This window comes from Sphingopyxis sp. EG6 (assembly GCF_003609815.1).
In the GTDB taxonomy this organism is placed as follows: Bacteria; Pseudomonadota; Alphaproteobacteria; order Sphingomonadales; family Sphingomonadaceae; genus Sphingopyxis.
Window position 1 is genome coordinate 2,723,076 of record NZ_AP017603.1, and the last position, 12,265, is coordinate 2,735,340.

At 64.8% G+C, this 12,265-nt stretch carries 12 protein-coding genes; 3 read left to right on the forward strand and 9 right to left on the reverse strand.

The features are described 5' to 3' along the window. Positions 1 to 82 precede the first annotated feature (82 nt). The 6 genes from pnp to SPYCW_RS13215 form a co-directional block, all read right to left on the reverse strand. Complete coding sequence (gene pnp, locus SPYCW_RS13190) at positions 83 to 2,386, reverse strand: polyribonucleotide nucleotidyltransferase (RefSeq protein WP_120217155.1); 2,304 nt, start codon at positions 2,384 to 2,386, stop codon at positions 83 to 85. Positions 2,387 to 2,646: 260 nt separating this feature from the next. Continuing rightward, positions 2,647 to 2,916, reverse strand: a complete 270-nt coding sequence (rpsO, locus tag SPYCW_RS13195; RefSeq protein WP_120217156.1) for a 30S ribosomal protein S15 — start codon at positions 2,914 to 2,916, stop codon at positions 2,647 to 2,649. A gap of 26 nt (positions 2,917 to 2,942) precedes the next feature. Then, a complete protein-coding gene (gene truB / locus SPYCW_RS13200; RefSeq protein WP_120217157.1) occupies positions 2,943 to 3,962 on the reverse strand; it encodes a tRNA pseudouridine(55) synthase TruB in 1,020 nt (339 codons plus the stop codon). After that, entirely contained in the window at positions 3,941 to 4,489 is a 549-nt protein-coding gene (locus SPYCW_RS13205) for a GNAT family N-acetyltransferase (RefSeq protein WP_120217158.1), read from the reverse strand. Before SPYCW_RS13205 ends, truB begins: the two co-directional genes overlap by 22 nt. Then, entirely contained in the window at positions 4,486 to 5,760 is a 1,275-nt protein-coding gene (locus SPYCW_RS13210) for a M20/M25/M40 family metallo-hydrolase (RefSeq protein ID WP_120217159.1), read from the reverse strand. Before SPYCW_RS13210 ends, SPYCW_RS13205 begins: the two co-directional genes overlap by 4 nt. Before the next feature lie 44 nt (positions 5,761 to 5,804). Then, complete coding sequence (locus SPYCW_RS13215) at positions 5,805 to 6,407, reverse strand: thymidine kinase (protein WP_120217160.1); 603 nt, start codon at positions 6,405 to 6,407, stop codon at positions 5,805 to 5,807. A gap of 214 nt (positions 6,408 to 6,621) precedes the next feature. Here SPYCW_RS13215 and SPYCW_RS13220 point away from each other — a divergent pair, with 214 nt between their 5' ends. The 3 genes from SPYCW_RS13220 (at position 6,622) to SPYCW_RS13230 (ending at position 9,563) form a co-directional block, all read left to right on the forward strand. Further along, positions 6,622 to 8,040 carry a WS/DGAT/MGAT family O-acyltransferase gene (locus tag SPYCW_RS13220; protein ID WP_120217161.1) on the forward strand — a complete coding sequence of 473 codons (1,419 nt, stop codon included), beginning with the start codon at positions 6,622 to 6,624 and terminating at the stop codon, positions 8,038 to 8,040. Positions 8,041 to 8,128: 88 nt separating this feature from the next. Further along, positions 8,129 to 9,052 (forward strand): hypothetical protein, encoded by a 924-nt coding sequence (locus SPYCW_RS13225; RefSeq protein WP_120217162.1) that lies wholly within the window; start codon positions 8,129 to 8,131, stop codon positions 9,050 to 9,052. Positions 9,053 to 9,083: 31 nt separating this feature from the next. Further along, positions 9,084 to 9,563, forward strand: a complete 480-nt coding sequence (locus tag SPYCW_RS13230) for a GNAT family N-acetyltransferase (RefSeq protein ID WP_120217163.1) — start codon at positions 9,084 to 9,086, stop codon at positions 9,561 to 9,563. Between the two features lie 41 nt (positions 9,564 to 9,604). On the opposite strand, the gene SPYCW_RS13235 is transcribed toward SPYCW_RS13230, so the two are convergent. The 3 genes from SPYCW_RS13235 to SPYCW_RS13245 form a co-directional block, all read right to left on the reverse strand. Beyond that, positions 9,605 to 10,714: a S41 family peptidase gene (locus SPYCW_RS13235; RefSeq protein WP_172595497.1), complete on the reverse strand. Its 1,110-nt coding sequence runs from the start codon at positions 10,712 to 10,714 to the stop codon at positions 9,605 to 9,607. 85 nt (positions 10,715 to 10,799) lie between these two features. Further along, positions 10,800 to 10,997, reverse strand: coding sequence for a hypothetical protein (locus SPYCW_RS13240; protein ID WP_120217165.1), 198 nt, complete (start codon positions 10,995 to 10,997; stop codon positions 10,800 to 10,802). An 11-nt stretch (positions 10,998 to 11,008) separates the two neighbouring features. Beyond that, positions 11,009 to 12,142 (reverse strand): acyltransferase family protein, encoded by a 1,134-nt coding sequence (locus tag SPYCW_RS13245; RefSeq protein WP_120217166.1) that lies wholly within the window; start codon positions 12,140 to 12,142, stop codon positions 11,009 to 11,011. Positions 12,143 to 12,265: the final 123 nt, after the last annotated feature.

Genomic DNA, 12,265 nt, shown 5'->3' on the forward strand with positions numbered 1-12,265 from the left:
GATATTCTCATATCCTTAAGCAGGTTAAGAAAAAAGGGGCCGCCTCTCGGCGACCCCTTTCCTGTTTCGATAAACCGAAGGTTTAGTCCTTCAGGAAATCAGGCACATGGCCCTGATCTTCCGGGCCGTCGTTGCGTTCGCGGCGCGGGCCGCGATCGCGGTCGCCGTCGCGGCGCGGACCACGGTCGCCACGACCGCCGCCATCGCGGCGCGGGCCACGATCGCCGCGGTCACCGCGCGGACCACGGTCCCCGCGCGGTTCGCGCGGCGGGCGGGTGTCTTCCAGCTCGGCGCCGGTTTCCTGATCGACAACGCGCATCGACAGGCGAACCTTGCCGCGCTGGTCGATCTCGAGCACCTTGACCTTGACTTCCTGGCCTTCGCTGAGGACGTCCGAGACCTTCTCGACGCGCTCGTTCGCGATTTCGCTGACGTGGACGAGACCGTCCTTGCCGCCCATGAAATTCACGAACGCACCGAAATCGACCAGGTTGACGACCTTGCCGTCATAGATTTTGCCGACTTCGGCTTCCTCGACGATGCCGCTGATCCACTTGCGCGCGGCTTCGATCTGGTCGAGGTCGCTCGACGAGATCTTGATCAGGCCTTCGTCGTCGATGTCGACCTTGGCGCCGGTGGTCGCGACGATCTCGCGGATCACCTTGCCGCCGGTCCCGATGACATCGCGGATCTTCGACTTGTCGATCTGCATCGTTTCGATACGCGGTGCGTGCGCCGACAATTCGCTGCGGGTCTCGCCGAGCGCCTTGTTCATCTCGCCAAGGATGTGCGCGCGGCCTTCCTTGGCCTGGTTGAGCGCGGCTTCGAAGATCTCGCGCGTGATACCCGCGATCTTGATGTCCATCTGCATCGTGGTGATGCCTTCGGATGTGCCCGCGACCTTGAAGTCCATGTCGCCGAGGTGATCCTCGTCGCCGAGGATGTCGCTGAGGATCGCATAATCCTTGCCTTCGAGGATCAGGCCCATCGCGATGCCCGACACGGGGCGCTTGATCGGCACGCCGGCGTCCATCATCGCGAGCGAACCACCACAGACCGACGCCATCGACGACGAGCCGTTCGACTCAGTGATGTCGCTGGTGAGGCGGATCGTGTAGGGGAACTCGTCCTTGGTCGGCAGCACGGGGTGCAGCGCGCGCCATGCGAGCTTGCCGTGACCGACTTCGCGGCGCCCCGGGGCGCCGAAGCGGCCGACTTCACCGACCGAATAGGGCGGGAAGTTATAGTGCAGCATGAAGTTCTGGTACGACAGGCCGTTGAGGCCGTCGATCATCTGCTCCGCATCCTTGGTGCCCAGAGTAGCCGTAGCAATCGTCTGGGTTTCGCCGCGGGTGAACAGCGCCGAACCATGCGCGCGCGGCAGGAAGTGCGTTTCGGCGACGATCGGGCGGATCTGCGTCGTCGTGCGGCCGTCGATGCGCTTGCCGTCCTTGAGGATGGCGCCGCGCACGATTTCGGCTTCGAGCTTCTTGGTGAGCTTGATGCCCGCCATGACGTCCTGCGGGCTGAGGCCGTCGGCCGTGAAGCTTTCCTTCGCCTTCGCGCGCGCTTCGTTCAAGGCATTCGAACGCGCCGACTTGTCGGTCAGCTTGTAAGCCGCCGCGATATCCTTGCCGATCAGCTTCTTGAGCTTGTCCTTGATCGCGGCATTGTCGTCGCCGGCGGCGACTTCCCACGGATCCTTGGCGGCCTGTTCGGCGAGCTTGATGATCGCCTTGACGACTTCCTTACAGGCATCGTGCGCGAACAGGACCGCGCCGAGCATGATTTCTTCCGACAGCTCGTTCGCTTCGGATTCGACCATCATCACCGCGTCGTAGGTCGCAGCGACGACGAGGTCGAGGTCGCCTTCGGCAACCTGCGCGTCGGTCGGGTTGAGGATATATTCGCCGTCGACATAGCCGACGCGCGCGGCGCCGATCGGGCCCATGAAGGGCACGCCCGAAATGGTGAGCGCGGCCGACGCCGCGACCATCGCAAGGATGTCGGGCTCGTTGTGGCCGTCATAGCTCAGAACCTGGGCAATGGCGTTGATTTCGTTATAGAAACCTTCGGGGAACAGCGGACGGATCGGACGGTCGATCAGGCGGCTGACCAAAGTTTCCTTTTCGGTCGCACCGCGTTCGCGCTTGAAGAAGCCGCCGGGGATGCGACCCGCGGCCGAATATTTTTCCTGATAATGGACGGTGAGCGGGAAGAAGTCCTGCCCGTCCTTCACCGACTTCGCGGCGGTCACGGCGCACAGGACGACCGTTTCGCCCAGCGTCGCCATCACGGCGCCGTCGGCCTGGCGGGCAACCTTGCCCGTTTCGAGCGTCAGCGTTTCACCGCCCCACTCGATCGATACTTTTTTCACGTCAAACATGTGGTTTCCTTCGCCCGCCGGGCCCTATGCCGGGCGGGGCCTCTGTGTCCGGGCAATCCGGCCCGGGGCGGTGTAGGGCGTCTGTCTGCCCTATGGCGGCCCCGCCGGATGCGGGGCGGCCCTTACTCTTTAACGTCGCCCCCGCGAAGGCGGGGGCCGCTGGCGGAATGAACCTCGGTTGATGCCGCCCTGGATCCCCGCCTTCGCGGGGATGACGCAATACGTAAACGGCCCCCGTTACCGGGGGCCGAACGATTACGTCACTTACGAAGACCCAGCTTCGCGATCAGCGCCTGATAGCGGGCCTCGTCCTTCTTCTTCAGATAGTCGAGGAGGCTGCGGCGCTTGTTGACCATCATCAAAAGGCCGCGGCGGCTGTGGTTGTCCTTGTGATGCGCCTTGAAGTGGGCGGTCAGCGTGTTGATGCGGTCGGTCAGGATTGCGACCTGCACTTCCGGCGAACCGGTATCGCCCTTTGCGCGGGCATTGTCGTTGATGACTTCGGTTTTGCGCTCGGCGGTAATCGACATATTCGTTTTTCCTCGAACATCCTTGTTTACAGATTGAAGCCCCGGACGACCTTCAGCGTTCCCGCCAAAGCCTCAATCAGGGCGATCGGACGATCTTGATCGTCCCGTCCCCAATAGAGCCCGTCATCCGTAGCTACCCCGGTCCAGACACGACCCTGACGGATCGCCCCTGCCGCTTCCGGGGAAAGGTTCAGAGCCGGGATGTCGACCAGCCCTGCCTCGAGCGGCAGAAATATCTCTGATTGCGCGGCCCCTTGGCCGAACGCGTTCAATTTGTCCAGCGAAATCGCCTGTGACAGGTCGAACGGCCCGGCTTTGGTGCGGCGAAGCATCGTGACATGCCCGACGGTGCCGACGGCGCGCGCGATGTCGCGGGCAAGGCTGCGGATATAGGTGCCCTTGGAGACGTGGGCGATAAGGGTGATGGATTCGAGATCCTCCGCGGAACGGGGAGGGGGACCATGCGAAGCATGGTGGAGGGGGCTGGCGGCCTCAGCCGACGTCTCAGACCGCCAGCCCCCTCCGTCAGCGCTTCGCGCTGCCACCTCCCCACAAGTGGGGAGGATTTGGAGCGAATGCACCATCACCCCCCGCGCCTTCATCTCGACTTCTTCGCCCTTGCGCGCGCGATCATAAGCCCGCTCGCCATCGATCTTGATCGCCGAGTAAGCCGGCGGCACCTGCTCGATCGGTCCGGTGAAGCACGGCAGCACCGCCTCCACCTCGGCCAGTGTCGGTCGCACATCGCTTACCGCGACCACTTCGCCCTCGGCATCGAGCCCCGCGGTCTCGGTGCCGAACTGCACGGTAAATTCATAGATTTTGCTGGCGTCGAGCATCCGCCCGCACAGCTTCGTCGCCTCGCCGAGCGCGATCGGCAGCACCCCCGTCGCCAGCGGGTCGAGCGTGCCGCCATGGCCGACCTTGACCTTGCCGAGCCCCGCCTCGCGGCACACGCGCTTCACCGCGCCGACCGCCTGCGTCGAGCCAAGCCCCAGCGGTTTGTCGAGGATGATCCAGCCGTTCAAGCGCGCCTGCTCGCCCATTCGTCGGCCAGCAGCGACCACAGCGCGGTATCGCGGACATGGCCGGTCCAGGTGATCCGTTCCGACCGCAGCGTCGCCTCCTTGGTACAGCCGAGCTTCGCGACCGCGGCCTGACTGCGCTTATTGCGCTCATCGATGCGAAATTCGATGCGGCGGATACCGGCGGTAAAGGCGTGGTCGATCATCAGCCGCTTCAGGCGCCCGTTGAAGCCGGTACCGCGCGCATTGGGATGGAGATAGCTGTTGCCGATCTCCACCGTCTCGGCCGACCAGTCGGGACGCAGCCACGCGGTCATCCCGACCAGCGTGTCGCCGTCGAAAATCGCATAGGGCATCCGCCCGCCGCCACCGACCAGCGCGTCAAAACTCCGATCGAAATGTTCCCCGCCAAAGCTGGAGGAATAGATCGCCCAGATGTCGTCGTCGGCGGCGCATACCGCGCGCAGCGCCTCGCGATGCGCCTCGGCCAATTTGACGAGCCGCAAATCCCCGTCGGCCAATTCGACATACAGGCGATCGCAGATCATCGGGCGCCCGCGGTCGCGAGCAGGATGGCGAGCCCCACCGACGCGCCGTGCACGCTCTTGGTCTTCTCGACGTCGATCCACTCGTCGAGCGCATGCGCGCGTCCGCCCTCGCCGCCCGACCCGATCGTCACCGCCGGAATCCCCAGGCTCATCGGCAGGTTCGCATCGGTCGACGAAAAGGCGGATCGGGGGGTCAGCCTCAGCGCGCGAATGATCGCATTGGCATTGCAGACAATCGGCTGCGTCGCCGCGGTTTCGCCCGCCGGTCGGTCGCCGATCGGTTTGATGTCCGCGGTGATCGCGCCCTCCTTGACCGATCGCGCCGCATTTTCGGTTTCGACGCCCTTTTTGACAACCGCGAGGAAGGCTTGCTCCAGCTTGGCAAGCTCGCCCGGATCTTCGGACCGCATGTCGAATTCGATAAAGACCTCGTTGGGGATCGAATTGACCGATGTGCCGCCGCCGGTGACGCTCGCCGCATAGGTCGTCTTGGGTTTCGCAGGGACCGGGATCTTATAGAAATCGACGATCGTCTGGCTCATCGCGGCCATCGGGTTGACCAGCCCGAACGCGCTGAAGCTATGCCCGCCCGGCCCTTTATAGGTGACACGATAACGCTTCGACCCGACGCCGCCGGTGACGATGCGCGACGGATCGATGCCGTCCATCGAGATAAAGGTCTTCACCCGGTCCTTATATTTGCCCTTGGTGAACAGGTAACGGACCCCGCGCAGATCGCCCGGCCCTTCCTCGCCGACATTGCCGACAAAGATGATGTCCTGCTTCACCCGGACGCCGCTTTCCTTCATCGCGCGCGCATAGGCGAGCAGCACCGCCAAGCCGCGCGTGTCGTCGCCGACGCCGGGGGCGTGCAGGCGCGTGCCTTCGCGGCGCACCTTGACCGGCGTGCCTTCGGGAAACACCGTGTCGAGATGCGCGGCGATCATCACCGCCGGACCGCCTGCAGGGCCGGTGCCGCGATAGACGCCCATCGCATTGCCTTCCGCATCGATTTCGACATCTGCCAGCCCGGCCTCGATCAACATGTCGCGATAGGCAGCGGCGCGGGCGGCCTCCTTGAACGGCGGCGCCGGAATTTCGGTCAGCTTGATGATTTCATCGACCATCCGGTCGTGATCGCGATCGAGGATCCGGACCGCCGACAAATAGCCCTTGGTCTTCAGCACCGCTTCGGGCTTCGGCTGCGATGCGACCTGGACGGGTGCGGCGGCCAGCAGGGCAGCAGCGGTCAGCAACAGCGTGTTACGCATGGAAATCCTTTCATCAAAACCGAAGTGTCGGCACGCGCCCGCGATCAAGCGGGAACCCCGGCGGCGGCGGCCTCGCGCCGCTTTGCCATGAAATGGCGTCGGCACATCGCGACATAGCGATCGTTGCCACCGATCTCGGTCTGCGCGCCTTCGACCACCGCGCGGCCCTGTTCGTCGACGCGCAGGTTCATCGTCGCCTTGCGTCCGCATTCGCACACGGCTTTAAGCTCGACGAGCGCGTCGGCGATGCCGAGCAGCGCCGCCGAACCCGGGAACAGCTCGGCCGAAAAATCGGTACGCAGGCCATAGCAGAGCACCGGAATGCCGCTTTCGTCGGCAAGCCGCGCCAGTTCCAGCACCTGCGCCCGGGTCAGAAACTGCGCCTCGTCGACCAGCACGCAGGCGAGCGGGCGCTGCGCATGTTCGGCGTTCACCGCCGCCCACAGGTCGCTGTCGGGATCAAATTTATGCGCCTCGGCCATCAACCCGATGCGGCTGGTGACCTGCCCCACGACATAACGATCGTCGAGCGCCGCGGTCCACAGCATCGTCTCCATGCCGCGCTCGCGATAGTTGAAATCCGCCTGCAACAGCGTCGTCGATTTGCCCGCATTCATGCTGGCATAATAGAAATAGAGCTTGGCCATGGGGGTGCGATAACCGCTCAATTTGGGCGAGGCAATCACCCCCTCCTCGTCATCCCGGCGAAGGCCGGGATCTCGCCCGCGCGCCAAAACGCACCGTTGAGATCCCGGCCTTCGCCGGGATGACGAATTGCATAACGCCCGTCGCTTGACTCACCCCCACCCCACTTTCATGCTGCGCACCAAAGACGCAGCATAAACAGTGGGGAGAGCTGCCATGCGGTTGATGCCGGTGACCGACGCGATGTTCCTCGTCGCCGAAACGCGCGAGACGCCGATGCATGTCGGCGGGGTCAATCTCTACACCCTGCCCGACAAGGTCGACGAGACCGAATGGCTGAACGAGATGCTCGCCTTGCTCCGCCAGCAGGAAGGGCTGCGGCGGCCATTTTCCGAAGTCCTGAAGCTCACCCCGCTCGGCCAATATGGCCCGATCCGGCTGGTCCCCGACAAGGACATCGACATGCATTATCATGTCCGCGCCGCCGCGCTGCCAAAACCGGGGCGCTATCGCGAGATGTTCGAGCTCGCCTCGCGCCTGCACGGCACCCTGCTCGACCGTACCCGGCCGATGTGGGAAATCACGCTGATCTCGGGGCTGCCGAACCGCCAGATCGCGACCTATTTCAAGATCCACCATGCGTTCATGGACGGCGCCAGCTCGATGCATTTCACCAATGCAATGCTGAGCAACGACAAGAATTACAAACCCACCGCTTCGCCGATGTCGGTCGAAGTCTATGAAGCCTATAAGCGCAAATTCCCGACCGCGAAAAAGGCGCCGACCCCCAGCATCACCGACCTCAAGGCCATCGGCGCCTTTCTGAAGGAGCAATGGGGCAACAGCGTCGGGGTGACCAAGGCCTTGAACCAATATGCGGCGGCGATGTTCGGACTGGGCGGCGGCGACCTTGCAACACCGTGGGCGGGCCTGCCGCGCACCAGCTTCAACCGCAACATCACCGGCGCCCGCCGCTTCGTCGCGCAAAGCTGGTCGCTCGACCGCGTGCGCGCGATGGGCAAGGCCTATGACGGGACGATCAACGACGCGGTGCTCGCCATGTGTTCGGGCGCGATGCGCAAATATCTGCAATCGCTGAACGAGCTGCCCGACAAGCCGCTGAAGGCCATGGCCCCGGTGTCGATCCGCGCCAAGGACGACATCGATTCGGGCAATTCGGTCGCCGCGGTGACCGCCAATCTCGCGACGCATATCGACGATCCCGCCGAGCGCATGCGCACGATCCAGGCTTCGATGAACGCGGCGAAGGCGCAGCTGCGCGAGATGACCGCGCAGCAGATCCAGATATACACCGCGATCACGCAGATGCCGCAGATGCTGACCGCGCTCACCCGCACCGCCGACCGATTTCCCGCGTACAGCGTCACCATCTCGAACGTCCCCGGCCCGCGCGAACAGCTCTATTGGAACGGCGCGCGATTGGACGGCATGTATCCCGCGAGCATCCCGGTCGACGGCATGGCGATGAACATCACCCAGGTCAGCAACAACAAGAATATCGACTTCGGCATCACCGCGTGCCGCCGCAGCGTGCCGCACGTCCAGCGACTGATCGACTATCTGGAGGATGCGCTGGTCGAACTGGAACAAGCGGCGGGGATCAAGGGAAAATAGATGCCTGCGCCCGGTACATCTTAGCTTTTTACACGCTGGCCGCAGCCGCCTAAATTGCCCCGCGATACCAAGCGAGGGGGGATCCGATATGCTGGGCAAATTCGATGCGCTGGACCGGCTCGTCCAGCTGCTGCTGCTGATCGCCGCAGTCGGCGCCATCGCCAATGGCGGCTTCATGCTCGTCGACCCGCTCGCCTGGTATGTGTTCATCCCGACCGTCATCACCACCGGGCCACCGAACGCGCATTTCATCCGTGACATCGGCCTCGCCTATGTCGGGTCGGGACTGATCCTGCTCTACGCCGCCGCGCATCCGATCCTGCGCTGGCGCGCTGCGGTCGTCGGTGGACTATGGCTGACGCTGCACGGGCTGCTCCACATCTACGAAGTGCTGGCGGGCATTTGCGGTCCCGCCACATTCTGGGCCGACGCGCCGGGGGTTCTGGGCCATCCGTTGCTCGTCATCGCGGCGCTGGCGATCCTGTTCGCGCGCCAGCGGATCGCCCCCGCGGGCATCCCCGCGCGGCTGTTCGCGCAGGCCGCGGACAAGGCAACCGGCGGCAACAGCCCCTATCTCCCCGACCTGATCGCCGCGCCCGGCCATGCTGCCGAAAAATTCCAGCACTTCATGCCGGTCACCGCGCACCGCCACGCCGCGCCCGCCGACGCCTTCCACGCCGCGCGGATCGGCGCGACGCTCGCTGCCGATTGCGGTCCCTGCGCGCTGATCGCTGCCGAAAGTGCCCTCGGCGACAGTGTCGCGCGCGCCACCGTCAACCGCTTGCTCGCCGGCGACCCGCCCGCCGACCTTGCCGAAGCCTTTGCATTCGGCGTCGCGATCGGCAGCCACGACCCCGCCGCCGACGCGCATGGCGCGCAGGTCGAAATGCTCTATGGGCGCACCGTCCGCTTCGAAATGGCGCTCACCGGGGCAACGGTGACCGCCTATCCGGCGCTGAAGCGCGGTCTCGGCTTTGCGAACAGCTGCGCGCTCCACAAGCTGGAGGTTTGACAGCGACGGCGGCGCGCGACACAGGGCGGGCATGACCCTCGCGATCCGCCCCGCCACCCCCGCCGATCTGCCGCTGATCGCGCAGTTCATCCGCGACCTTGCCGACTATGAAAAGCTCGCGCACGAGGTTCGCTTTGACGAGGCAAAGCTTGGCGCCAAGCTGTTCGGCCCGCGCCCTTATGCCGAGGTGCTGATCGGCGAGATCGACGGCGAAGCGCAGGGCTTCGCGCTTTTCTTCCACAATTTCTCGACCTTCGAAGGGCGCCCCGGCATCTATCTCGAAGACCTCTTCGTCCGCCCCGCCGCGCGCGGATCGGGGCTGGGCAAGGCGCTGCTCGCGCATCTGGCCGAGCTGTGCGTGACCCGCGACTGCGCGCGGCTCGAATGGAGCGTGCTCGACTGGAACGCGCCCGCGATCGGCTTTTACCAGAGCCTCGGCGCCAGGCTGATGGACGAATGGACCGTCATGCGCGTCGATGGCGACGCACTGACGAAACTCGCCGCGTCCTAGCGACCCGTCATCCCGGATAAGGTCGTAATGACAATGGAGAGCTAGCGGGCCGCCCTTGGCCGCCGCCGTTCCATCGGCGCTTTCGGCAGGTGCAGGTCCGACAATCGCTTCGCCTCGCCCGCCGCGACCCCCAGGTCGGTCAGCACGCGCACCAGCGCATCCGCCGGGGCCACCGCGACATCGGGCGCGACGCCATCGCCTTCCCAATCCTTGCCGGTGACGGGGTCATAGGTTCGCCCGACCGGGATGAACGCTTGGAACCCGCCGCCCAGCTCCTCGCCATAGCCGAAATGATTGGCGCCGCCGGTGGCGCTGCCGACCAGCGTGCCGCGCCCCGTATGCTTCATCGCCAGCGCAAAATGTTCGGCCGCCGACCCACTCGCGCCCGACGTCAGGACAAAGATTTTTGCATCATGCAGTCGCTTGTCGCCATTGGGCGTTGCCCAATGCTCGCGCGCCACCATGCCCGGATCGCCGCCGACTTGGCGCAGCGTCGGAACACCCGCGATCGGCGAGCCGCCCGCCGCATCGACCGAGGCGCGTGTCGCCATCGTCACCAGCCGCGTCGGCTTGTCGAACAGCCACGGGAAAATGACGTCCATCTGGTCGAGACCGCCGCCGCGATGGGTGCGGATGTCAAAGATGATCGCTTTGGCGTCGGCGTGATCGGCCATGAACTTTGCCGCCTGCGCGGTCACCGCCGCGTCCATCGGAAACAGGTTGAAGCGGATATAGGCGATCCCCGGTGCGATCCACCCGGGCTGCTCGACGGAGGGCAGGCTCACCGGCGCCGCGCGCGGCGCGCCGCTCCCCGCAGGCGGCGCGACGGGCGTGCTGCCTTCGGGCGGGCGGACGCGCAAATGGCCATCGGGCGACACCCCGTTGACCGTCGCATCGAGCGCTTTCGCCAGCGCGTCGCCCGCCAGCGGTGCATAGCGGCCCGACGCCATGGCGGCGCGGATCGCCGCCGCATAGCGTTTGCCGGTGTCGGGATAGACATAATCGCGTTCAAGCAGCGACGCGTATTTTTCCGCGATCGCATCGGCGCTGGCATCGTCGGCTGCCTGGGCCGGCGCCGCCATGATCACCGGAACCAGCGCGACGCTGCTCGCAAGCAGCAAAGCGGCCAAAATATGCGTCGAACGAATCACCTTTGATCTCCCATCCAGGCCCGGCCAAAAGGGAGTGTATCGCATCAGCAATACAGATCAACTACATTTGTAGTCGATAGCCAAATCAACGCTTGCGCGCGAACCAGACCAGAAAGATGCCGACGACCGCCAGCACGATGCCGTTGCGCGTCCATGTCGTATCGCCCAGCATGAAGCTGCTCGCCGGCCAGCGCACGATGTCGAGCCCCTGCAACGCCCACAGCCCGCCGACCAGGATCATCGCGACCCCGACGATCGCGAGAACGCCCTTCAATGCACCCATGATGTCTCCCCCTAAATGCGCTGCAAGCCGATCAGCGGCCGCAGCCAGCCGATGCTGCGCCCGATCCAATAGAAAAGCCAGCATCCCGTTACCGTCGCCGCGAGCAGGATCAGGAAGGACGGCAGCGCCGGGACATTGGCGCCGAGCAGATACCAGCCGACGACGACGATGATCGTCTGGTGGACGATGTAAAAGGGGAACACCGCCTCGGCCAGCATCGCTCGCCGCGCATGGTCGCGGTTCCAATATCGGTCGGCGATCCCCAGCAGCGCAATGATCGTCGCCCACCCCTGCACTTGCCGCGCCAGATGATAGAGCAGGATCGCCCAGCCGGGGGCGCGGATGTCGCCGGGCCAGGTCCATTCAATCCAGGCAATCGGCGCAAAGGCGAGCACCGCCAGCACCGCGGCAAGTTTCCAGACCCGCGCCACCGCCTCGAACAATATGGGCCGAACGCGCAGCAGCCAGCCGATCGTGAACGCGACCAGAAAGTGGAGATGCGACGGCCCGTCGTCGAACAGCGCATGCGTCTCGTCATGATCGGGAAAGGCCAAATAGATCGCGATCCACAGCAGCATCGGGACGATGAGCAGACCCCATCCGCGCAACCACCGCGCCGCGCCGTCCGACATCCGCGCTCGGGCCGATGCAGGGACAACCGCAATCACCAGCGCCGCAAGCATCGTGTAAACCCACAGATACACGACAAACCACAGATGCTGCCAGGTCGGCAGCGCGATGCCGTCGATGAACTGGAAACCGAAATAATCATATAGCCAGAAATGCAGGAATCCGTGCGGATAGCCATGCTGCCCCGCCAGATCGATCCACGGCTGCGGCGGAATGACGAAGACTACCGCAAAGATCAGCGGGATCAGCAACCGCGCGCTGCGCGACCGCGCGAACGCGCCGCTGCCGCCCAGCTTGGCGAACAGCGCCGCGCTTGCGTACCCCGACACAAGGAACAGCAACGCCAAGCGCCAGCCGTTCGTCGCGAGCATCGGAATGGTGACCCAATCGAGCGGCTCGGCGATTTTGACGTGCCAGCCCCACGGCACGAAATACATGCCGATATGATAGAGGATCAGCAGCGCGAACGCCCCGATGCGGAGCCAGTCCATGCCGAAATGGCGTTGCGTGGTCATATGCCCTTCCCGAGCCATCCCCTCCCGCAAGCGGGAGGGGCAACGAGGCTTGCCAGCTTGCTGGCTAGCCGCAGTGGGGTGGGCTGGCAACGCCGCGCCATATGCCCACCCCGCTGCGACTAG

Excerpts from the sequence above, each read along its gene's own strand:
- pnp (WP_120217155.1), bottom strand. The coding sequence starts at position 2,386 with ATGTTTGACGTGAAAAAAGTATCGATCGAGTGGGGCGGTGAAACGCTG.
- rpsO (WP_120217156.1), bottom strand. The coding sequence starts at position 2,916 with ATGTCGATTACCGCCGAGCGCAAAACCGAAGTCATCAACGACAATGCC.
- truB (WP_120217157.1), bottom strand. The coding sequence starts at position 3,962 with ATGGGCGAGCAGGCGCGCTTGAACGGCTGGATCATCCTCGACAAACCG.
- SPYCW_RS13205 (WP_120217158.1), bottom strand. The coding sequence starts at position 4,489 with ATGATCTGCGATCGCCTGTATGTCGAATTGGCCGACGGGGATTTGCGG.
- SPYCW_RS13210 (WP_120217159.1), bottom strand. The coding sequence starts at position 5,760 with ATGCGTAACACGCTGTTGCTGACCGCTGCTGCCCTGCTGGCCGCCGCA.
- SPYCW_RS13215 (WP_120217160.1), bottom strand. The coding sequence starts at position 6,407 with ATGGCCAAGCTCTATTTCTATTATGCCAGCATGAATGCGGGCAAATCG.
- SPYCW_RS13220 (WP_120217161.1), top strand. The coding sequence starts at position 6,622 with ATGCGGTTGATGCCGGTGACCGACGCGATGTTCCTCGTCGCCGAAACG.
- SPYCW_RS13225 (WP_120217162.1), top strand. The coding sequence starts at position 8,129 with ATGCTGGGCAAATTCGATGCGCTGGACCGGCTCGTCCAGCTGCTGCTG.
- SPYCW_RS13230 (WP_120217163.1), top strand. The coding sequence starts at position 9,084 with ATGACCCTCGCGATCCGCCCCGCCACCCCCGCCGATCTGCCGCTGATC.
- SPYCW_RS13240 (WP_120217165.1), bottom strand. The coding sequence starts at position 10,997 with ATGGGTGCATTGAAGGGCGTTCTCGCGATCGTCGGGGTCGCGATGATC.
- SPYCW_RS13245 (WP_120217166.1), bottom strand. The coding sequence starts at position 12,142 with ATGACCACGCAACGCCATTTCGGCATGGACTGGCTCCGCATCGGGGCG.